16 protein-coding genes and 1 riboswitch are annotated in these 24047 nt (G+C 49.2%); all 16 genes read left to right on the top strand.

Going from position 1 to position 24047, the window contains the following annotated elements:
- The first annotated feature begins 84 nt into the window (after nt 1-84).
- The 16 genes from GK108_RS20385 to GK108_RS20310 all read left to right on the top strand — a co-directional run bounded on the left by GK108_RS20385 (nt 85) and on the right by GK108_RS20310 (nt 24036).
- On the top strand, nt 85-522 hold the full coding sequence (locus GK108_RS20385; protein WP_163952527.1) for a DUF4395 domain-containing protein: 438 nt from the start codon (nt 85-87) through the stop codon (nt 520-522).
- An 11-nt stretch (nt 523-533) separates the two neighbouring features.
- Nucleotides 534-1352, top strand: coding sequence for a phytanoyl-CoA dioxygenase family protein (locus GK108_RS20380; protein ID WP_163952525.1), 819 nt, complete (start codon nt 534-536; stop codon nt 1350-1352).
- A 253-nt stretch (nt 1353-1605) separates the two neighbouring features.
- Nucleotides 1606-4647: a SusC/RagA family TonB-linked outer membrane protein gene (locus tag GK108_RS20375; RefSeq protein WP_163952523.1), complete on the top strand. Its 3042-nt coding sequence runs from the start codon at nt 1606-1608 to the stop codon at nt 4645-4647.
- Nucleotides 4648-4707: 60 nt separating this feature from the next.
- The gene (locus GK108_RS20370) at nt 4708-6060 is read left to right on the top strand and encodes a RagB/SusD family nutrient uptake outer membrane protein (protein WP_163952521.1); all 1353 of its coding nucleotides are present in this window, start codon (nt 4708-4710) and stop codon (nt 6058-6060) included.
- Nucleotides 6061-6084: 24 nt separating this feature from the next.
- Nucleotides 6085-7467: a DoxX family protein gene (locus tag GK108_RS20365; RefSeq protein WP_163952519.1), complete on the top strand. Its 1383-nt coding sequence runs from the start codon at nt 6085-6087 to the stop codon at nt 7465-7467.
- Nucleotides 7468-7480: 13 nt separating this feature from the next.
- Nucleotides 7481-9202, top strand: a complete 1722-nt coding sequence (locus GK108_RS20360; RefSeq protein WP_163952517.1) for a hypothetical protein — start codon at nt 7481-7483, stop codon at nt 9200-9202.
- Nucleotides 9195-9800: a c-type cytochrome gene (locus GK108_RS20355; protein WP_246225030.1), complete on the top strand. Its 606-nt coding sequence runs from the start codon at nt 9195-9197 to the stop codon at nt 9798-9800. The genes GK108_RS20360 and GK108_RS20355 overlap by 8 nt, the downstream gene beginning before the upstream one ends.
- A 1-nt stretch (nt 9801) precedes the next feature.
- Nucleotides 9802-11052 (top strand): sulfite dehydrogenase, encoded by a 1251-nt coding sequence (gene soxC, locus GK108_RS20350; RefSeq protein WP_163952514.1) that lies wholly within the window; start codon nt 9802-9804, stop codon nt 11050-11052.
- Between the two features lie 5 nt (nt 11053-11057).
- Nucleotides 11058-12560: an SLC13 family permease gene (locus tag GK108_RS20345; RefSeq protein ID WP_163952512.1), complete on the top strand. Its 1503-nt coding sequence runs from the start codon at nt 11058-11060 to the stop codon at nt 12558-12560.
- A 50-nt stretch (nt 12561-12610) separates the two neighbouring features.
- Nucleotides 12611-13885, top strand: a complete 1275-nt coding sequence (locus GK108_RS20340; protein ID WP_163952510.1) for a YeiH family protein — start codon at nt 12611-12613, stop codon at nt 13883-13885.
- Between the two features lie 281 nt (nt 13886-14166).
- A riboswitch (SAM riboswitch) is annotated at nt 14167-14264 on the top strand.
- Between the two features lie 246 nt (nt 14265-14510).
- The gene (locus GK108_RS20335; protein ID WP_163952509.1) at nt 14511-17702 is read left to right on the top strand and encodes a SusC/RagA family TonB-linked outer membrane protein; all 3192 of its coding nucleotides are present in this window, start codon (nt 14511-14513) and stop codon (nt 17700-17702) included.
- Nucleotides 17703-17859: 157 nt separating this feature from the next.
- Nucleotides 17860-19320, top strand: coding sequence for a RagB/SusD family nutrient uptake outer membrane protein (locus GK108_RS20330; protein ID WP_163952507.1), 1461 nt, complete (start codon nt 17860-17862; stop codon nt 19318-19320).
- 64 nt (nt 19321-19384) lie between these two features.
- Nucleotides 19385-21106: a tetratricopeptide repeat protein gene (locus GK108_RS20325; protein ID WP_163952505.1), complete on the top strand. Its 1722-nt coding sequence runs from the start codon at nt 19385-19387 to the stop codon at nt 21104-21106.
- A gap of 34 nt (nt 21107-21140) precedes the next feature.
- On the top strand, nt 21141-22016 hold the full coding sequence (locus GK108_RS20320) for a DUF1684 domain-containing protein (RefSeq protein ID WP_163952503.1): 876 nt from the start codon (nt 21141-21143) through the stop codon (nt 22014-22016).
- A gap of 222 nt (nt 22017-22238) precedes the next feature.
- Nucleotides 22239-22820, top strand: a complete 582-nt coding sequence (locus GK108_RS20315) for an RNA polymerase sigma factor (protein ID WP_163952501.1) — start codon at nt 22239-22241, stop codon at nt 22818-22820.
- A 202-nt stretch (nt 22821-23022) separates the two neighbouring features.
- Entirely contained in the window at nt 23023-24036 is a 1014-nt protein-coding gene (locus GK108_RS20310) for a FecR family protein (RefSeq protein WP_163952499.1), read from the top strand.
- Nucleotides 24037-24047 lie beyond the last annotated feature (11 nt).

The raw sequence follows: 24047 nt of genomic DNA, 5'->3' as shown, positions 1-24047 counted from the left end.
GAACAGTTTGTATAAGGATTGTACAATGAATATTAATATAGTTATTCGGTAGGATATATATATTAATAGTAGAATAAAAAACGAATGGACACTAATCTTATATGTCCCGTTGATGGGAAACAGATAAATGAATCGAAGGTGAGGGTAGTAGCCGGGCTCGTTTTGGTAACGGCTTTGATATACCTAATCACCAACTGGTTGTTTTTGCCGGTGCTGCTCCTGATCGATTTTGCCTTGAGAAGCGCCGATGCAGGGAAGTACAGTCCGTTGGGCAACGTAGCAGATGGTATCCTAAGCGTTATAACGCTACCGAATAAACCCACTGATCAGGCACCCAAACGCTTTGCCGCCCGGATTGGACTTGGTTTTTCAGTGCTGATTATCGGGCTACATCTGCTCGGTATATCAACGGTAATTCCGGTTGCCACGCTGGCTGTTTTTGCTGCTCTGGAGTCACTGGCTGGCTTCTGCGCCGGTTGCTACGTGTATACCTATTATATCCGCCTTGTCAAAACTGCTTAATCGAGTTATCCATGCTTACAGTAACAAACGAGACATCACATCAACTTTTTGAATTGCTATCGCCCGAACAGCGTCAGTTTTTTGATCAAAACGGGTTTATTCATATCAAACAATTCGTAAATCGCTCCACAGTACAACAGTTTATTGCTGAAATTCAGCGGGTTGAGTCGATTTGGCTGGCCGAGAAAGTCGATAAGATTAACGGTACGCCGATTAAATTTGGCCAGGATGAAAACGGGAATCGTATTGTCCAGCGGTTTGCCTTTACGTCGTTGTTTAGTCCGATCCTGCGCGATTTCCTGGATGATCCGCGGCTTCTGGCGCTGACCCAATTACTGGCTCCCTACGAAGGACGTATCAGTCCGGAAGAAAAAGATGGGCTGGTTGTTAATCACTACGTTCGGACGCCCGAAAGTAATTTTTCGCGGATGGGCTGGCATACCGACAGCCCGCGCGACCTTTTCCTGGGTCAACGTATTCGCCCGATGCTTAACGTTGGACTTCATCTGGACGATTGTCCGCAAACAAACGGGGGCTTACGGGTTTTGCCTGGAACGCACAAGCAGAACACGCTTCTGACACTTTTCCGCAAGCGGCAATTTGTTGATCATCGGCCCGATCCGCGCGAAGTGGGGTTTGACATCGAAGCTGGTGATCTGACCATTCATAACGGAAGCTTATGGCACCGGGTGGAGCAATCGCCATTTACGGGGGCAGCCAGTCGTCGGCGTGTGATGTACATTCCCATTATTACCGGCGACTATAAACCTAAAAATGCCAGCAGCAAAACGCCATTTTATCACCGTTTCGCGAAACGTATTCAGGATTAACAATCAAACGAATGTTCGACACAATGCTTCATAACCCATAAATCAGTACGTATTTATCAATTCCGTGTTTTTGGCAGGCGGCAACCTGCTGAAGCAATTTGACGGATAAACTCAATATTCGGATTCTTGGTATAAAAAAGCCGAAACGGCGGCAACCGTTTCGGCTGGTCACAACAAGATGATGAACTGGCCTCTGGGCGCAGCAACGCTCAGAAGTCAACAACTTGTTTTCTCACGTAACCATTGCAAAGTAATGCAAAAACTTTATGCATTATGGGTAATTCTATTACTCATTTCACCCGATCTGGTTGCTCAGCAGTCAGATCGGTCATCAACTACGTCAATCAATACCATTAACGGCATCGTTCGAGCCGATAATGGTGAACTCCTCCCCGGTGTCAATATTGTTTTAAAAGGTCAATCAAAAGGGACGGTTACCGATGCGGAAGGCCGATTTAATTTATCCGCCAAACCGGGTGATCAGCTTGTTCTGTCAGCCATTGGATACAAAAATGCTGAGATTCGAATCACTGGGACAGCGCCCGTACGAGTTCAGTTAACGGCCGACACTCGCCAGCTGAACGAGGTTATTGTGGTGGGTTACGGTACGGCTGAACGGAAAAATCTGATTGGTTCAATTGCTAAAATTGATCCTGCCGACACAAAAAATATCCCGGTTGGCAGCGTCGATGCGCAGTTACAGGGCAAAGTGCCGGGCGTTCAGATCTCCAGTGCTACGGGCGTTCCGGGCGAGCGCGTCAACATACGGGTCCGTGGTGCTACGTCGATCAATGGCAGTAATGACCCGCTTTACGTAGTAGACGGTGTCTTTATCAATAGTAACAGTCTTCAAAGTATTGGTACGGGTGGTAAAGCTACGTCGCCCATTGCCGACATTAATCCATCCGATATTGAAAGCATCGAGGTGCTGAAAGATGCCGAAGCGACAGCCCTGTACGGATCGCGTGGAGCCAACGGGGTTGTGCTGATTTCGACCAAACGGGGCGCTTATGGACAGCGGGCTACCGTCAAAGTCGACGCGTCGGCCGGGGCAGCTAAAGCGGCTAAACTGTGGGATCTGACAACGGGACCTGAACACGCTACGTTGGTAAACGAATGGTGGGTCAATACCGGCAAAGACGATCCGACGTTGAATCGTACGTCCGCCAATCGCCCATTTCGGCCCGTTTCGGAAGGGGGGCGTGGTTTGCCAGAAGAACAGAAAACGTATGATCGCTTAAGCGAATTATTTCGTACTGCCCAACTTCGTAATTACGACATTTCGCTGTCGGGCGGTACGCAGACAACGAAGTATTACATTGGCGGTGGCTACAATACGCAGCAAGCCATTATTCGACCCATTGATTTTAGCCGGGCGAGTTTTAAAGTCAATCTGGATCAGCAGTTAAACGATAAAATTCAGGTTGGTGTCAGCAATACGTTTACCCGGACGTATCGAAATCAGGGACGGGCGGGCGATGGTCCGGCTGGTGGTTTATTACAGGCCGCTTTGCATACGCCAACGTATCTGTCGCCAACCAACGATCAGGGCGTACTGGTTGGTCGGGCGGGCTTTGATAACCTGACCTTATTGATCAATAATTACGATGTCAATACGACGAGCATCCGGTATATCGGCAATCTGTACGCAGATGCTCAACTGCTACCCGGCCTGAAATTCAGAACCAGTTTTGGTCTGGATTATAACAACTACAATGAGTCGGAATACTGGAATTCTCTGTTGATTTCGGGTAGCCCGAACGGATACGCTACGTCGAGTATCACTCAGTATACAACCTGGCTCAACGAACAAACGCTGACGTATCGGAAGAAAATTGGATCGAACCATTCGTTTGGTGTACTGGTCGGCAATACGTTACAGAGTGATAACCTGACGCGTACTTACGCCGAAGGGCGCGGTTTTCCAAACGACAACTTTACGCAGATTTCATCGGCGGCCACCACAGCCAGTTCACAAAACTGGAGCAAGAGCACGCTAGCGTCGTTTTTCGCCAAAGCCGATTACAACTTCGCGGGTAAATACCTGATTGATGCCAGCGTACGGGCCGATGGTTCGTCGCGGTTTGGCTCGTCGCGGAAGTGGGGTTATTTCCCATCGGTGGGCGTAGCCTGGCGCGCTAAACAGGAAGGTTTTTTGCAAAATGCTACGTTCCTGTCGGACCTTAAAGTACGGGCGAGCTGGGGCGTTACGGGTAGCCAGAACGGCATCGGAAATTTCGCGGCTCAGGGCCTCTGGACGGGCGGCAGCGGGTATCAGGGGAGCCCAGGTATTGCTCCTCAACAGTTGGGTAACCCCGATTTGCAATGGGAACGCACCCGGCAAATCAACGCCGGTATCGATGCCTCGTTTTTCAACGATCGGCTTGGTCTGGAAGTCAACGTCTACGATAAATACACTACAAACGGGTTGTTACAGATCGCGCTGGCGGGAACGACCGGCTTCAGCAGCTACTGGAGCAATGCGGCCGAAATCAGCAACAAGGGTTTCGAGCTGGGTATCAATACCGTTAACGTTCGACGTAACGGGTTTACCTGGACAACCAGCTTTAACGTAGCGCAGAACATCAATCGGATTGAAAAACTGGCTACTCCGCTCCGCTACGGTAGCCGCGATCTGATTCTTCAGCAGCAGGGTTCTCCGCTTTATTCCTTTTGGGTCTACAAACAGCTGTACGTAGATCCGCAAACGGGTAACGTCGTGTACGACGATGTGAACAAAGATGGAAAAATAACGGTCGATGATCGGCAGTTAGTGGGCAGCATCTGGCCGAAATTCTTCGGTGGCTTAACGAACAGCCTGACCTTTAGAGGCTTCGATATTAATCTGTTCTTCTCGTATCAGTACGGCAACAAAATTTATAACCACAATAAATTCTTTGGCGAGGGTGGTGGCGCCCGCGATGCCGCCCGGATCATCTTTGCCTCGAATCTGGCTCGGTGGCAAAAACCAGGTGACATCACCGACGTACCGCGCCCCGACGGAATCAACGTCAACAACTACCGGGATGGTGGTAGCCGCTGGCTGGAAGATGGCTCATTTCTACGCCTGAAATCACTGACAATTGGCTATACGCTTCCGAAAGAGTGGACGAGTCGGGTAGGTATTCAGGGATTACGGGTCTATGCCGTTGGAACGAACCTCTGGTTATTAACCAACTATTCCGGCCTTGATCCTGAATCCAGCTCAAGCAGTGATCAGAACGCCCAGGGTATTGATCTGGGGACACCACCACAACCAGTTGGCATTCAGGGTGGTATCAGCCTGACGTTATAATCAATTACACGCGATCAACGTAGTGATGGGCTGCCTTTCACGAACCAAACGAATTTAATAATGAAGCATATCAAGACCATTTTTTCGCTGGTACTGCTGGTGACAGTCAGTAGCTGCAAGGAATTTTTAGACGTAAAACCGCTGGAATCTATCTCCGATGCGGTGACGATAACTGACCAAAACTCGGCCTTAACTGCCCTCCGTGGGGTATACAGTGCCCTGGCTGATGGGAGTTACTATGGTACCAGCTTTCAGTCGATTGGGTATTTGTCGGGCGATAATATCCAGTGGACGGGTTCACAGTCGCAGGTGCAGGAGTTTATCAACAAACGCGTCAACGCCGATAACTCGACCATTTCGAGCGCCTGGGTTGCTATCTATCGAACCATCAATCGGGCCAACAACGTACTGGCCAAGGTGCCAACCGTAACGGACCCGAATTTAACGACGGCGCTGAAAAATCAATACCTCGGCGAAGCGTATGCTATTCGGGCATTGGCGTATTTTGATCTGGCCCGGACATTTGGTGGCGTTCCCATTATTCTCAATCCTACGGCGAAACCAACGGATAATTCGGGCGGCAAGCGTAGTACCCAAGCTGACACCTACGCCCAGGCACTGAAAGACCTCGAAACTGCCGAGCCGCTATTACCGACTACAACCGACCGCTATCGGGTGACGCAGAAAACGGTGTTTGCCTTGAAGTCGCGGTATTATCTCTATCAGAAAGACTATGTGAAAGCGGAGGAATACGCCACTAAACTGATTAGTGATGCCACCAACTACCGGCTGCTGAAACCGTATGGTTCTTTCTTTCAAAATGACGTGCGCGGTACGGCTGAGTCGGTGTTTGAAGTGTTCTATAATGGCACCACCGAAGTAAACAGCCACCGGGGGCAATGGCAGCCGCAGACTAATGGCGGTACGCGCCAATGGGCGCCAAACGATGCCCTGGTGGCGCTGTTGAATAATCCGGCCATTGGCGGTAACCGGTCGGTGCTGGTGGCCAAAGACAACCAAAATCGCTGGTATGGTAATCTCTACTATCGCAATCCTGGCTCAGACCCTTCCTACATTTTCCGCATTGCCGAAGCCTATCTGATTCGGGCGGAGGCCCGTGCGCAGCAGGAGAAGTTTGCTGATGCCTTAACGGATCTCAATGCTGTGCGTGACCGCGCTGGATTGACGGCACTCACAGCCGCGACAACAGCTACCAAAGATGCGGTACTACTGGCCATCGAAAACGAACGACGCGTTGAATTTGCGCTGGAGCCACACCGTTGGTTCGACATTGTGCGGACGGGCCGGGCGGCTGCCGTCTTCAACCTGAGCGATGCCAATCGCTACGTACTGCCCATCCCAGTGCAGCAACTTTTGACGGATAAAGCGCTGGAGCAAAACCCAGGATATTAATCAACTACCTCAATCGATAGTACCATGAGTTATTCCGACACAAGTTACGTAATGCCTCATAGCGGTCGGCATGCCCTCCCGGTTTCCGATGGGAGTTGGACCGCTACCGAGAAAGCCATCTTTCGATTCGTTTTTCTGTATCTGCTGATCCAGGCTTTACCACTCGATGCCCAGTTCTTCCGGAACCTGACTGATGTTGACGGCGGTTTTACACGCTATCTGTTTAACCTGTCGCATTACGCACCCCGATTTGTAGGGGCAGAAGACAGCTTTGCCAACTGGGGAATTGTGCTGGTTATTGCTTTGATTGGTTCGATTATCTGGTCGTTTCGCGATACTGAAAATACGAACTACGATGCGCTGTTTTACTGGCTTCGCGTAGTGTTACGTTATCGGTTGGCATTCGGTGTCATTGTGTATGGATTTATTAAACTCTTTCCGTTGCAGGCACCACTTCCGTCCCTCAGTAACCTCAATACGCCCTATGGTGATCATTCGGCCTGGAAACTGTTCTCGCTGTCGCTGGGGATTGTGCCGTCGTATGAATCGTTTCTGGGTCTGGTCGAATTGGCGGGTGGCCTATTGCTGCTGCATCGGAAAACGGCAACGATTGCTACGTTAATTCTGCTTCCATTTCTGGGTAATATTTTCTTCTCCAATCTGGCCTACGAAGGGGGCGAATATGTCTATAGTGGTTTATTGATCACGTTTGCGTTGGCTCTGTTTGCCTTTGATGCGATTCGATTGTTCAAACTAGTGTCGCTGGAAGAGGCAGCCAGCCCCAATCGGTTTCACCCTGCTTTTACCGAACAGTGGCAACAATATGGACGCCTGGGTTTGAAAAGTGCATTTGTATTGGTTGTTGTGCTGTTCTATGGCGTGAGTACGTATGCTGCCTACCGAAATAGAGAGTCGATTCGCTTCCCTAAAACGCCAGGCATACCAAATACGGCCGGACTGTATAATGTAAGTGAGTTTCGGCTCGGGGGTAAATCATTACCGTATTCAAAAACAGATCCGGTTCGTTGGCAGGACGTCGTTTTCGAAACCTGGAATACCATCAGCATCAAGTCGAACCGGCCCGTTAAGCTGGTTACTACGAATACAGAGCAGATTGCCTCGGCTGAATCCGACCGGGATTATGAGTACGCTGGCTCACAGGGCCGCCATTACTACCGCTACACCGTGGACCCAACCGGCCGGGTCTTAACGCTGAAAAACGCCAATCCAAACTATCCGACTGAGTCACTAAAGCTGTCAATCGACCGCAAGCAAAACGGACAGATTGTGCTCGCGGGAATCGATCAGGGGCGTGACTCGATCTATGCAGTGCTCGACAAAATCAACAAAAAATACCTGATCGACGAGGCTGCTAAAGCTGGTCGGCGCGGATCACTCAAACTCTAACTTCCTCTGTACGATGGCAATTCCCAACATAACTCCCGAACGTACTGATTTAGGGCTGGTGTCGCCCGAAGAAATTACTGGCAAACCGGTTGCAAACGAGAGCAACGTAGCAGAAGATAGCGAGCCGACTACGCCAAACCCTAATTCGGCCACCGCGACCCGATGGACCGCTACGCAGAAAACACTGTTCCGTATCGCGTTTGTGTTCTTTATCAGCATGTCGTTGCCCAACAGCGTCGAATGGTATAAAGAGGTGCTAGCGTTCGACTGGCTGCATCTGCACTATCGGGATCTTTACGATGTGGCTCGTTTTGGCTCTGGCCTAACCATTTTTGGTAATAAACTGTTCGGTAGCCCGCTGAATGGTTATGCCACCTGGATCATTACGTTCATTTTTGCTACGGTCGTTGGACTGATCTGGACGGCAGTTGTTCAGTTGCGCAAGAAAGAAGTACGAAACTACGAACTGCTGTACTACTGGCTACGGGTGGTGGTACGGTATCGGGCGGGCATAGGAATCATTGGCTTTGGGTTTACCAAGTTGATGCCCACGCAGTTACCCTATCCATCGCTGGGCGTACTGAATACCAATTTCGGCGATTTGACCGCGCAGAAAATTTATTGGCTTTCGATTGGTATCGTGCCCTGGTACGAAGTCTTTACGGGCGTAGTGGAAGTGCTGGCAGGTGCTTTACTATTTTTCCGGGCTACTACGTTCTGGGGATCGGTTCTGCTGTTTGGCGCACTGGCCGATATTGTATACGTCAATTTTGCCTACGATGGGGGCGTACATGGTTATAGTTCCTACTTTGTGCTTCTCTCCGGCTTTCTGTTAATCTACTACGTTAAGGATCTCTATAATCTTCTTATTCGGGAACGCTTAACGATTCCCAATTACTACGTACCGACGTTCGATGGCTGGAAACAATGGGCACGGGTCAGTCTGAAAACCGTTACGATCGGGCTATTTCTGATCCTTCTGTTTTGGTTGCAGTACACCAATTTCCGGTATGATCCCTATAAGCAACCGGCCCAGAAAGGGTTGAAGGAATTACGAGGCAACTATAACGTAACGGAATTCCGGCATAATGGAAAAGAACTACCGTATTCTCCCCTGGATTCGATACGTTGGCAACACGCTACGTTCGAAAACTGGACCACGCTCACGTTTAAAGTCAATAAACCTGTTGAGCTTGATTTGTCGAATGGGGGCGGATCGCCCATGCGCGACATTAACCGCACCTTTGAGTTAACAGGCGTGTCGGGTGGGCAACGTGTATTTTATTACGAAGCGGATAGTGTTCACCACGTATTGTATCTGCAGGACAAAAATCGGGGAGCCCGTAACGCCGAAAACCGGGAGTTTTTAGGGAATGTTCGAGAAGGGGGTAATGGCGAGGGCGGTAGAGGCCGTTCAAGAGGGGATCGGAAGAAAGAAAATGAGGAAAAACCAGACAACTGGATTCCTAAAGAAGCCCTGGCAATTATTGGCGACGAAGACCCGAAAATTGACCCACTTGCCCGGTCGACCCGACGGACGAAAGGAATCAAAGCGGAGAGTAAGCCTGTAAAACGGAATCGGATGATTCTGAGCTATACGTCCGAACAGGGTGGCGATCGCGTAATTCTGCGCGGTATCGACGAAAAGAAAGATTCCATCTACGTAGTACTGGACCGGGTAGAGCGCCCGTATGTGTTGTCGAAAAGCACGCTAAACGCCGGTACGTATGAATAAACTGTGGCTTGTTGGGATACTGGAAGCCGGTTTGTTGATGAGTCAAAGGCCAATCAATACGGTCTTATTTCCTGATAGAGATAGAGCACAGGAGATAACTTATCTCATTAAATCTGACTCTATTCCGGCACGTTTTGGTTTTGGGCGAGTGGCTACGTCGACAGAAATTGCCCGATTGGACATCGATATCCGCCCTGACGGGAAAGGATTACCTGCTGGCGAAGGAAAACCTGTTGCCGGGAAAGTAATTTTTGCGCAGAAATGTGCGGCTTGTCATGGTGTAGGGGGAGTTGGCGGGCCGAATGGGTCACTGGTGACTACCACCGACCCAACTAAAAAACGGCCCGAAAAAACGATTGGGAATTACTGGCCTTATGCTACCACTATTTTCGATTACATCCGGCGAGCCATGCCGTTTAGCGAACCGGGTTCGCTGACCGATGCTGAGGTCTATAATCTGACGGCTTATCTGCTGAATGCCAATGGGATTATCGACGATAAGGCAGTCGTAAATGCAAAAACGCTACCGAACGTAGTGATGCCTGCCCAACAATTATTCGTACCCGACGACCGGAAAGGTGGGCCGGAAATAAAGTAATATGACAAAGAAAATCATCCATATCAACAAACTGACAGGGAAGCTTTCTCGTCGGGCTATGCTGGGCGGATCGGCCACGGTAGCGATGGCTATTGCCCAGACAGCCCACGGAAAAGCGGTGCAGGAAGGCCTCTCGTTTACCGAATTAATACCCGACGATCCTACAAAGCAAGTGGGAACACTGGCTGGTGAAGTGGGCACGCGGTCGGGCTTTGAGAAGGTCATCAAGAAGCCTTCCGACATTTCATCCCGGTCGCCGTTGCAGGATTTTTACGGGATCATTACGCCGTCTGATCTGCATTTTGAGCGGCATCATGCGGGCATTCCGGTCATCGATCCGAATAAGCATGAATTGGTGATTCATGGCCTGGTCGATAAGCCAATGGTCTTTACAGTGGCTGATCTGAAGCGATTTCCTTCCGTGTCACGCATTGCGTTTCTGGAGTGTTCAGGGAATTTTCGAACGGGCAAAGAAGCCATGAGTCCGCAGGATATTTGCGGCTTGACCAGCCAGAGCGAATGGACGGGCGTTAAACTGTCAACACTATTCCGCGAAGTGGGCGTTAAGCCCAACGCAAGTTGGTTTTTAGCCGAAGGGGGCGATGCCGCCATCATGACCCGTAGCATTCCCGTCAAAAAAGGGTGGGACGATGCCATCATTGCCTATGGACAGAATGGCGAAGCGCTACGTCCCGAACAAGGGTATCCAGTACGTCTATTCCTGCCCGGATGGGAGGGGAATACCAGCATAAAATGGCTCCGACGGCTTGAGTTAGGCGATGCTCCCTGGCAAACGCGCGAGGAAACATCCAAGTATAGCGAAGGTATCAAAGGCGGAAAAATCCGACAGTTCAGTTTCGACATTGATGCCCGGTCGATCATTACGTTCCCGGCTTTTCCGGCTCAGGTCGAAAAAGGGTGGATTGAAATCCGGGGATTAGCCTGGAGTGGTCGGGGTAAGGTCGTGAAGGTGGAGGTCAGTACCGACGCTGGGAAAAGCTGGCATATTGCCGAATTGCAGGAGCCAGTTCTCGATAAAGCACATGTACGGTTCCGGTATTTGTGGCACTGGAACGGTGCTGAAACAGAAATCATGAGCCGGGTAACGGACGAAACGGGATACATTCAGCCAACCTTTAAACAGCTTATCGAAGCGCGAGGGGCTGACAGCGGTTACCATTTCAACCCCATTACGGCCTGGCAACTAAAAGCCGATGGGCGTGTGCTGAATAAACCCGAAAATGTCCGATAAGCATAATGGAGAATACAACAATCCCGAGATCGGCCCAACCCGGTGCAGTCCGAACATCTTCGCTGGCGACACCTTGGTTCACTTATGGTCTGCTACTGATTGGGCCATTGTTGTTTGGTATATTCGCTTATAGAGGTGTATTGCCTGTTGCACCGAAGATGCAATTAGTGATTGGGGTTGCAGCCTGGATGATGGTTTGGTGGATTAGCGAGGTTGTCGCTCTGCCCGTCACGGCTTTTTTACCGATCGTTCTGTTTCCTGCCCTGGGCATACTGGATTTACCTACTACTGCAGCAAACTATACGAACCCAACCATTTTATTGTTTCTATCCGGTTTTGTATTTGCGCTGGCCGTTGAGCGTCATAATCTGCATACTCGTATTGCTCTCCATATTGTGAAGCTAATCGGAACAGAAAGCCATCAGTTGGTTTTGGGCTTTATGGTCGCGACGGCTTTCGTCAGTATGTGGGTAAACAATACGGCGGCTGCTTTGCTGATGCTGCCAATTGCGCAGTCGGTGCTGAGCTTGCTGGAAGATGATTTTCGTCAGACTGGTCAAGAAAAACAATTCCGGCCGTTTGCCGTAAGTCTGATGTTAGGACTGGCTTATGCCGCTAGTATTGGCGGTATTGCAACAACCATTGGCACCCCCACAAATGGGGTATTATTAGCTTTTCTACGCGATTCCTATCAAACAGATATTTCGTTTGTTAGCTGGTTTATGGTTGGGTTTCCCCTGGCTGTATTGATGTTGATCGCGGCCTACGTAATCTTGGCCCGTTTATTATTTCCCGTGTCAGGAAAATCGTTACCCAACGCGTCGGTTATTATTCGGGAGAAGCTGATCAAATTGGGGCCTGTACGGTTTCCTGAGTATGCGGTGAGTACGTTATTCTTACTGACAGCTACTGGCTGGATTTTTCGGACAGTCATCGAAAAATGGCTAGGTGTAGCCTTCCTGAACGATACCATTATTGGTATGACCGGTGCTCTGTTGCTGTTTGTCATGCCCGATCCGACCAGTAAATCGGGCTTGCTGTTCGACTGGAGTAGCATGAACAAATTGCCCTGGGGAATTTTATTTATGATTGGCGGTGGACTTGCACTGGCTAAAACATTGGAAAGTTCGGGGATTATCGGGCTGATTGGGGATAAAGTAGCCGAATCAGAAGTGTATAATTATCGCGGTTTGGTGGTCACACTCGTTATTATTACCCTGGCTTTGAAAATTATCATTGCAAATACACCACTGGCAACAGCCGCTCTCCCAATGGTATTTGGTATCGCAACAGCTACCGGAATCGATCCAATACTGCTTGGGGCTCCGGTTACGTTTGCGGCCAGTTTTGCTTTTGTATTGCCAATGTCGACACCACCGAATGCAATTGTGCTGGCAACCAGTCAGGTTACTATTCGCGATATGATTAAAGCGGGGCTCTTACTGGTGTTAGTAGGCTTTCTGCTGCTGGTTATTTTTGGTAATGCTTATAAATGGATGGCTATTTAAAGTAAACATAAGTAGTTTCTTGTATATGTTTCTTAACCAATATTTTACGTATGTCGGCTGTTGCATCTCCTGTTTCTAAAACCAAATTTGCCTTAACTGAAGACTGGACAGTCGTCGTATTGGGCTTATTAATTATCGCTCTGTCACTTACGGGGTTGCTCATTCCGGCTCCTTCGTTTGGCTGGAAAGATGGACATGAATTGTTCACGAACGTGTTCGCGGTTAAAAATGGAGGGACAATACTGGCGCAGTTCTTTTTTACGTACGGCATTGCCCTGATTGGCTCGGCTCTCCTGAATAAACCGGTGCGTGCTACGTTGCTTGGGTTTCCGATCATTTTTGGACTAACCCTACTAGCGCTGATACTGGCTGGCAACAAAACCCTGAAAGACCTCAATCTGGAAGCGGTTATTTTCAGTTTAAGTATTGGCTTGATCGTTGGTAATTTGATTCAATTACCCAACTGGCTTCGGGCGGCCCTAGCAACCGAGCTGTTCGTAAAGATTGGATTGGTACTGCTGGGGACAACGGTCATTTTTGGCGATATTCTGAAGGCAGGCTCGTTGGGACTGATTCAGGCGTTGGTTGTTGTTGTATCCGTCTGGTATTTTGCCTATTGGGTCAGTAAACGGCTGAAAATCGACGATGAATTAACGATGATGCTGGCGTCAGCGGTGTCGATTTGCGGGGTGTCGGCAGCGATTGCTACGTCGGGGGCCATTCAGGGTGATAGCAAAAAGCTGTCTTACGTGATCTCGCTGGTGTTGATTACGGCGATACCCATGATGTTGCTAATGCCGTATGCCGCTCAGGCACTTGGTTTATCGCCCGAAGTAACGGGAGCCTGGCTCGGCGGGACGATCGATACAACGGGAGCCGTTGTTGCTTCTGGATCGCTGGCAGGTGAAGAAGCGTTGAAAATCAGTACGATCGTTAAGTTTTCGCAGAACGTACTGCTGGGTGTAGCGGCTTTTGCCATCAGCGTATACTGGACCTACACCAAAAATCAAACCGAAGCTGCGCAAACCAGCAAACCGACTTTAGGTGTCATCTGGGAGCGCTTCCCGAAGTTTATTCTGGGTTTTCTGGCTGCCTCGCTGCTTTTCTCGTTTGTGCTGAGTGCCGACACGGTCGATGCCGTTAAAGGAAGCTTGAAAAGTCTGCAGGGATTATGGTTTGCGCTGGCGTTTACAAGCATTGGTCTTGAAACTCGTTTTGCCGATCTGTTCAAGGCCGATAATCGTCGTCCGCTCTATGCATTTCTCATCGCGCAGACGTTCAACATTTTCATTACCCTGGCGATCGCTTATTTGTTGTTTTCGTAAGTGTATTTGTTGCCCACAGGACACAAAGAGGGTAAATCCATTTAATTTATCGACAGTGTTTTCGCTTATTAAATGGCAGGTGCGAAATCCGAATCGGGTTCAGTACGATTACCTAATCATCAAAATCAAGTCCCAAAATTCACATTGACCAGCCGTGAAAATAGGACGTTTCTAAGGAAAGTATTCTTTTCTTATAGATTAAATAGTGTTTGCTTGTTTTTTTGAAAATGAAGATTCTATCTTTGAAGCGTCTTACACGTACTACCTGCAAAGTATTTGTGGATTTATACCGAAAGGGGGAGAGACAGACTCTACGAACCCTTAGCAACTTGCCAGTTGGCGTAGTGCTAACCTGCCTACTTATTAGGAACTATAAATTTACAACCTCATGATTGCCCAAGAATTAGTCTCCTGCCCCCATTGTCGTGGGCGTATCGCTAACAAGCCATCCAACGACTGCCTCTGTTGATTTTAGTTGCCTGATAATCGGATAGGCTGGCTTGCACCCATACGATATCGCTTTTTCAATGTTAACTATATGTTTATATTCTACTAAATATATAGAGTATATGTATTAATAGTACTTGTAAATATACCAACCGATTTACAACCGAAGAACAAAACCATGATAAACAGAATTCTACGTCATTTGAACGGCAGTCTACAGCTTCTGGCTGTCGTTTTATTGCTAACAGGAGAGACTTTTGCCCAGGGGCAATCGGTCTCGGGAACCATTAAAGACAAGACATCGGGTGAGGCTTTACCCGGCGTGTCGGTTGTTGTGAAAGGAACCACAACGGGCACTACGTCTGATCAGGAAGGCCGCTTCAAATTGAATGTTCCGGCAAACGCTACGTTGCTTTTTTCCTTCATTGGCTATGCAACCATCGAACAGCCGATACAAAACCGTACATCATTCACCATTGAACTGAGTGCTGATACGAAGCAACTCAGCGAAGTAATGGTTGTCGGCTATGGTACGCAGACAAAAGCTGAATTTACCGGTTCGGCAGTGCGAGTCAGTGGCGATGCCATTAAACAACAGCCGGTTCAAAGTTTCGATCAGGCGTTGCAGGGGCGGGCCGCTGGTGTCAGCATCGCTCAGCCGAACGGTGTGCTGAACAACCCGCCCGTGATTCGAATTCGGGGTGTCAACTCCATTTCGTTGAGTTCGTATCCGCTGGTCGTGGTCGACGGCATTCCCATCAACACCGGCAACGTATCGGCCAGCACGGCTGTCCCGAATAATCCATTGGGAGATATCAATCCGGCTGATATTGAGTCGATCGACGTATTAAAGGATGCGGCTTCAACGGCGATCTACGGTTCCCGGGCTGCAGCGGGCGTGTTACTGATTACGACCAAACGCGGAAAAGAAGGCAAACCACGGATCAACTACGAATCCTGGGCCGGTGTATCCGAAACGGTTCGGTTGCCCCAACTGCTGAATGCCGAACAATACATTGCGATCAAGAATGAAGCGGTTCTGAACGCTAAAATCCTGGGGGGAAACCAGAACAACGACAACGTAGCGTCGGCACTGTTTTTTCAAAATAATAATCCAGACGGAACGCCGATCGATACGCGTTGGTACGATCATATTTACCGTACTGGAGTGTCGCAGAGCCATAACATCAGCGTATCGGGTGGTACCAAATCGACGAGTTATTTTTTCTCGGCTAACTACACCAAGCAGCAGGGTATTCTGAGAGGGAATGATTTTAACCGGAAAGGTGCCCGCTTTAATATCGATCAGGAAATAACCAACTGGTTGAAGCTAAAAGCCAGCGTTTCCTACAATACGAGCTTTAACCTGTCGCCCTATTCCGGTTCAACGCCGAACACTACGTTCCTGCTGGTATCGGCAGCGCGTCTGGCGATTGCGTTACCGCCAAACGTACCGGCCTATAACCCAGACGGCAGCTATAACATCAGTGCGTCGAACCCAAATACGATTGGCATGGGCAATAACCAGGTGGTCAGCAACTTCGGAAACCCTGTTGCGCTGCTGGATTTGAACCGCTATTCATCCCAGAATGACCGAATTATCGGCAGTTTCAGTGCGAATGCCAGAATCCTGAAAAATCTGGATTTTACGACCACCTACTCTATTGATCGGCTGCGGACCGATAACGTGAGTTTCGACAGTCCCATTCAGGGGAACGGCTTTTCGAGTCGGGGTTCGGCTACCAATGTGAGTGCCGTGCGCGACAACTGGGACTGGGCGAACACGCTAACGTATAACGAGACGTTCGGCGGTAAGCACGCGGTATCGGTACTGGCGGGTTATGATGTGCAAAAATTTGATAACTCATCGTGGGGCGCTACCCGTACGCAAACGTCCGATCCGTTCTTTCAGAATTATCAGGGCAACTGGGGATCGATTACAGCCTCGGGCAACGACATCAACGAACGGGCTTATCTGTCGTTCTTTTCGCGGCTGACCTACGATCTGAACAAGAAATACTTCGCGACGATCAATTTCAGACGGGATGGGAACTCCGCTCTTGGCGTTGGTAAGAAATATGGAAACTTCGGTGGCGTATCGGCGGGCTGGGCGTTGTCGGAAGAACCTTTCTACAAGAATTCACGACTGGCGACTGCTCTTACCAATATCAAGCTTCGGGCCAGTTGGGGACGGGTCGGTAACGGTAATTTAAGCGATTCGTATAGCTCGCTGGAATTGTACAGTGGCTCATTGTATGGCAACGTACCAACCTGGGCCATATCGCAGGCGGGTAACCCGAATCTGGGCTGGGAAACCAGCGATCAGACCAACATTGGAGCCGATCTGGGCTTCCTGAACGACCGCTTTCAGGTTGAGCTGACGTACTTCAATAACAACGTAAATGGTCTGATTCTGAGCGCTCCGCAAGCCGTGTCAAAAGGCATTCCGGGCAGCTCCATTCTCGGCAACGTAGGGGCTATGTATAATCGGGGAATTGAGCTGGGAATTACCGGTACATTACTACGTAGGGGTGATTTTTCCTGGAACGCATCGCTGAATTATTCCAATATAACGAACAGGGTAACAGCCCTGTCTGATGGCAACACCGATATCGTCGGAACCACGATGGTGGCTTATGAAACAACTAACGTAACGCGCGTCGGCTATTCAGTGGGTAGTCTGTATGGTGCCAAAACGGCCGGGGTGAATCCCGATAATGGCCAGCGGATTTTCATCAATGCGAAAGGGGAGAAGGTGCAATACAGTCAGGTGGTTGCGCCGGGCGGCAGCCAGTGGACCTATCTGGACGGGAAACCCGCTCCGGCCATTACGGGGGCGGATTACTATCTGATTGGTAATGCATTACCAAAATGGTACGGTGGTTTCTCGAACAACTTTAAGTTCCGGAATTTCGATGCGAGCCTCAACCTGACCTACTCCGGTGGCAACCTGATCATGAACGGCACCCGCGCTACGTTGCTCGATCAGCGCGCTTACAACAACTCGACGGAAGTATTGACCCGCTGGCAGAAACCCGGTGATATTACCGACGTACCCCGGTTGGTCTACAACGATCAGACATCGAGTGGCTCATCGTTCCCCGTGTCGACCAATGCCGAAAAAGGCGATTTCCTCCGTCTGCAAAATGCATCGATTGGCTACCGATTACCCGCCACGATCTTCGGAAAATCGGGTATCAGCTCGCTTCGGATTTATGCGCAAGGGTCGAATCTATTCCTGCTAACCGCGTATAAAGGCGCCGATCCTGAATCATCGTCGAACGGTAACTCAAACACCACACCGGGCGTAGAGAAAAACTCAATCGGTCAGGCCAGAACATTCACCGTAGGGCTAAACCTCGGTTTCTAACGAAAACAGTACGTTTCTCAATACAAAGAGCTTGTAGTTTATGGTCTGTCGTTTATGGAACTTTCAGAAAGTCAACGATTTAGTGAGCGAGTTGCAGGCCGCGATCGAATCGCTGTGAACGACAGCCATAAGCTACGTTAACACAACAGAAATGAGTATGAAAACCTATAATTTGATTAAATCAGTACATCGTTTGGGAGGGTTTCTAAGTTTGGGACTGGTCCTGACCGTGTCGGCATGTAACGAAACGGAATTACTTAATCCTCAGCCAGAAACCTCGATCAGTGGCGCTAACGCCTTCGATACGCCCGACCGGATAGCTGGTCTTGTGAACGGTATTTACAAGGCGATAAAAAGCGGCAATTACTACGGGGGCAATTACTTCACGTACCAGGAAGCGCGTGGGGAAGAGTTCATTAATCGGACCAGCAATACGTTCACCGCCTATGAAGCCTGGAACCAGACGCTAAACTCCGGGTCGAACTTTGTGGCTGGTTTCTGGACGTCGGCGTATGGGGCTATCAATAATGCCAATATCCTGATTAAGGGTTTGCAGGATAACCCGAATAAGCTGAGTGCTACGTTGACGAAACAGTACATTGCTGAAGCCAAATTTTTGCGGGCGCTGAGTTATTTTAGTCTCGTTACGTTGTATGCGCGGCCTTTTACTGAAAATCAGGGTACGTCGCCTGGATTGCCACTACGGTTGCAGGCCGAAACAACCAACGCCAATAACGACCTGAAACGTAGCACCGTGGCTGAGGTATATGCTCAGATTATCAAAGACTTGAATGAAGCTGAGCCCGACCTGCCACTCAACTATTCGACGGCGTTACTGAATACGACGCGTGCGCACCGGAATACGGCGATTGCGCTGAAGACGCGTGTTTATCTGAACAGCGGCAACTGGGCCAAGGTAATTGACGAAGCCCAGAAAATCGTATCGGCAACGGCCCCGTATTCGGCGGCTACGGGCGTTAATCATAAGCTCCAGAACATTGTCGAGATTTTTACGACCAACTATACCAGTACCGAGTCCATTTTATCGGTGCCCATGACCGAGCTGGATAACGTAACGGGACAATCATCGTTTCCGTATGTCTTCAACGCCAATTCCGAGTATAACCTGAATCCGAGCGGTATCTGGGGCGACACGGAATGGAAGTCAACGGATCTGCGCCGGACGTTTTCGCGGACAGCATCGGGGGTTCAGTTTCTGACCAAATACAACAAACCATCGCCCTTTCTGGATTATCTGCCCATTATCCGCTATTCGGAAGTATTGCTGAACTACGCGGAAGCAGCGGCCCGTACAGGCGATTTGCAGAAAGCAACCGACTTGCTAAAAGCGGTTCGGAATCGTTCCGATGCGAGTTATACGTTCCCGACGAGTGCCGTCAGTACGCAGGCTACGTTGATCAATACCATTCTGAAGGAGCGCCGGATTGAGTTGCTGGGTGAGGGATTCCGGTCGAATGATCTGCTACGTAATTTATTGCCATTGCCCGCTAAGTCAAGCAGCTCGAATAGTGCCCCCCAGGTTCTGCCCTCGCAGAGCAACTATACGTTTCCGTTACCGAACATCGAGATTACAACCAACAAGCTATTGCTGAGTTAATGAACCTTCCTGTAGTCTGCCAGGACATATCGTTCTGGCAGACGATCGATCTTCAATCACGTATATGAAATTTCGTATTTTAATTTTTTGTCTGATCGCCTGTAGCGCGCTGGGACAGCGAGTTCGGCCTGCCGAACATCAGCACGATGTGCACGATGGCGACAGCCACGACCTGAATCACAGCCATTTAAGTCACATTCAGGATTACCGCAAAGAGACGGCCTTTGTGCATAATTTACCGATTCCTGAACTAATCAGTGGTATTGGTACGGTCGATTTAGCCATTAAAACGTCGTCGCCAAAAACGCAGGCGCTGTTTAATCAGGGCGTTGCGCTGCTGCATTGCTTCTGGGATTTTGAAGCGTATCGGGCGTTTAAAGAAGCCATTCGGCATGACTCAACGGCCATTATGCCGTATTGGGGTTTGTATAGCGCCATTGGAGCCATCGAAGGCAATGATTTTGCCGCCGATAAACGAATAGCCGTTCAGAAACTGAAAGCCCTGAAGGCATCCACATCCGAAAAGGAGCGTCTCTATGCGGAGGGCATTCTGGCCCGTGATTCGGATAGTGAGAATGGCAAACGGGAGTATCAGAAAAAGCTCGAAATCATCGTGCATAAATACCCTGATGATGTAGATGCCAAGCTGTTTCTGGCGCTGAGTAAAATGGGTGGGTACGACACCAACATGAATCCCCGCGAAGGCCAGATCTATGCCGAATACTTGCTTCGCGATTTGCTGAAAACGCATCCTAACAATGCCGCTGTCCATCATTACTGGATTCATCTGATGGAAAACTGCTGTGCCGAGCAGGCTTTGCAGAGTGCCGCTATCCTGCCCAAACTGGCGCCAAATTCGGGACACATGGTGCATATGCCCGGTCATATTTACTATAAAGTGGGTGATTACAAAAAGGCCTATGACTCGTTTGTGGCTTCTCTGGCGGTTGATTCGGCCTACATGAAGAAACAGCATATTCCGGAGGTGGACGCCTGGAATTACATCCACAACATTAACTATCTATTGTCGAACTGTGCCGAAGATGGCCGTTATGCTACGGCATTGTACTACGCGGAAAAGCTGCAAAACATGTCTGCCACCAAAGAGCGGAAACGGAAATACGAAGGGCGTTTTTTCTATCAGGGTGTGATTGCTCCGGCCAAAATGGAACTCTGTTTTGGTTTTTATCGGAAAGCGGCCGACCGATTGGCCGCTATCAAACTCGATAAAGATAGTTTGTACACGACCAAGGCTATGGCTTATAAAGATGGGCTATACTACTTCGCATCGGGTATGGAAGCGGTGAAGAATAACCGGGTTGACGAGGCCAAACGCTTTGCTGACGCTTTAGATGCATCACTCTGGCGGAATGCCAATCAGCAAGCGACGGGCGATGTGATTACGGTTCGGCGGCTGAATGATCTGAACGTAGCGTCGCTGGAATTGCAGGGATTGATCAAGGCGGCAGAAAACAACTACAGCGAAGCCGTTACGTTGCTGGAAAAAGCAAAAGTAAAGGAAGACGAATTGGGTTATAGTGAGCCGCCGTCCTACGCTCGTCCGGTACTGATCAGTCTGGCCGAAACACATCTGAAAGCCAATCAGTACGATAAAGCGATAAAAGCCTATCAGGAGTTATTGGAGCGCCATCCGAATACAGCCAATGCGTACTGGGGACTGTATAAAGTCTACAAGCAGAAGGGCGACCTAGCCAAAACAAAAGAATACGCCACGCATGTACAGCATATCGCGCAGTTCGGTGACAAAACACTATTTCCTTTATAATCAAATAAATACAAACAGTTAATCACGTATAACCATGAAAAAGCAAACGAGTTGGTTGTTGGCATTGCCCCTGTTACTGCTGGCTTTTAGGGCCGATACGCCGTATGAGGCCGAATTAAAAACGTGGCACGAAAAACGAGTTGAAGATCTCAAAAAAGAAGAAGGCTGGCTCAACCTGGCCGGGTTGTTCTGGCTGAACGAAGGTGACAATACGTTTGGCGGAAGTGATAAAAATATCATTGTATTTCCCGAAGAACATAGTAAGGCTACGTTGGGAAAGATCATTCTGAAAAAAGGCCGGGTGAGCGTTGAAGCCGCTCCCGGTTCGGAGATTTTTGAGGGTGAAAAACCCGTAACCAATCTGGAGATATTTCCGTACACGGGCAAGCCGACCGTATTGAAACATAACTCACTACGTTGGTTTGTGATTCAGCGGGGCGATAAATATGCCATTCGACTGCGCGATCTGGAAAGCCCGTACCTGAAAGAATTCAAAGGCATCGATACGTATCCGATCAGTACCGACTGGCGGGTGAAAGCGAAATTTGTACCGACGCCGGGTAAGAAAATTTCGATCACCGACATTACGGGCCGGGTAAGCGAACAGGATTCGCCGGGACGATTACTGTTTACCGTTGACGGGAAAGAGCAAAGTCTGGCTGCGACCGGAACAACCAAGCGACTACATTTTGTATTCGCCGACCAGACCAACAAACACGATACGTATGGCGGAGGCCGCTTTTTAGATGCACCGGGCCCCGATGCGGAGGGAAACACCTGGTTGGATTTTAACAAAGCAACTAATCCGCCCTGCGCCTTTACGCCGTATGCTACGTGCCCGACACCTCCCAAAGAGAATAAGCTGACCGTATCGATTACCGCCGGAGAAAAACGATATGGTGATCATTGATATAGTCCGCTCCATCTAAGCAATGGTTTAAAGCCGCTTCCGACCAATGGGAAGCGGCTTTTTTGTGCGCTATGAAGTCAAGTTTTTAATTTTTATCTGGAAAAAATTAGGGTTTTTTCGATCCGTTTTCTAAGTAATTGTGATGTTAATGGGGCAATACTTCATAAAATCTTAACCCGGCTTTCGCTAACATAGCTAGGCATCCGTGCGAATTTTGTGATCATGTCTGAGCAGGAGCTAAGCGATAACGAGCTAGTTAATCTACTTCGTTATGATAACGAGGGGGCATTCCGGACGTTGTATGAACGCCATTGGTACGATTGCTTTGCCATGGCGAAGCGGAAACTTCGCGATGATGCCGTTGCTGCCGATCTGGCGCAGGAATTATTTCTGAGACTCTGGCAAAAACGTAATACGTTGCTTATCAGTAGCATTAAGGCTTATCTCACTACGTCCCTCAAAAATCTTATCATTGACCACGTTCGAGCGCAAGTACAGGGCGAACAGTATGCGATCCATTTCCTATATACACCGCCGACCGATACGTTAAGTACATCTAATCTGGTGCAATACAGCGAATTAACCGATTCGCTCAATCAGGCCTTGCTGCAACTGCCCGATAAAACCCGTGAGGTATTTGTGCTGAGTCGTTTTGAGCAACTAACCATTCGCGAGATAGCCACCCGCCTTGATTTGTCCGAAAAAACGATCGAGTATCATTTATCCCGTTCGCTGGCGTTTCTGCGTACCCACCTCCACGACTATGCTACTGCCGTTGTAATAGCTGTTCTGTTAAGAAACTGAGGCTGGTTTATTTCCCACAGCGACGCAGCGGACACAGCGGATTGATTCTTACTTCTATGCCTCTGTGGGAAACTACCGTTTAAATGGGGTAATCACGTAAGTCGTTAACAAAACCATAATATTGACGGCTTAGGGTATTTTTCGAGTTGCCCGTCATGACCATGAATTCAGCGGAGAAAACATGTTTCTGCCGAATTGCCGGATGACTCCTCAATCGCTTGTAACCTTATTGACCAGATACCAGAACGGAAGTGCGACCGACGAAGAGCGGGCGCAGATTGAAGCCTGGTATGAAAATCTGGATGGTCCTGCCGAATCCGTTTTGTCGGCAACTGACAAGAACGCATTTATTGAAAAATACTGGCAGGAGCTTGCCCCGCAGATTTCGACAGAAGCACCATTACGTCGACTGCCGACTATATTCTATCGGGTTGCCGCTGCTGCCATCGTTTTGCTGGTAATGGGTTTAGGTGGATACTTTTTTCTGAACCGGTCTACGTCCAATCAGACCGAGCTAGCTTCCCACCAGTCAGATGAGCAGATCGTTAGCCGAACGAATGAGTCGAACAAGCCGCTACGTATCAGTCTGAGTGATAGTAGTGCTGTTACGTTACAGCCACGTAGCACGGTGTACTATGCCACTACGTTCGTAGGACGCAAACGGGAAGTTCGGTTAAACGGTGAAGCGTTTTTTGAGGTGGCCAAAAACCCAGACAAACCATTTCTGGTCTACGCTAATGGAATGGTTACGAAAGTATTGGGAACCAGTTTTACTATTATTGGCCACGCCGGTAAGCCCACATCCGAAGTGGTCGTTCGGACGGGGCGCGTAGCGGTTTATCGACAAACTGATAGCGAGGATAAGGAGTCGGACGTAGTACTGAAACCTAATGAAAAAGCCACCTTTTTTCGGTCAGATAGTCGAATCGTGAAGGCACTGGCCGACCGCCCGGTTGTCTTAAAACCGGAAGCCATCAGGACGCATTTTGTATTCGACGATACGCCCGTTGCCAGGGTGTTTCGGGAGTTGGATGATGTGTATGGCGTACATATCTCCTTCGACGAGCAGGCACTCGTCAACTGCACGCTCACGGCCAATCTGGCCAATCTTTCCTTACCAGCCCAATTAGACATGATCTGTTTGTCTATTGGTGCTACGTATCAGACCAATGGAACTCGCATCCGCATTAATTCCAGCGGGCGAGGTTGCTCTTAAAATCAAACTAC

Origin of the sequence: Spirosoma terrae, assembly GCF_010435915.1 — a bacterium.
GTDB lineage: Bacteria > Bacteroidota > Bacteroidia > Cytophagales > Spirosomataceae > Spirosoma > Spirosoma terrae.
Note: the sequence above shows the minus strand (reverse complement) of the source record. Positions and strands in the feature narration are given on the sequence as shown.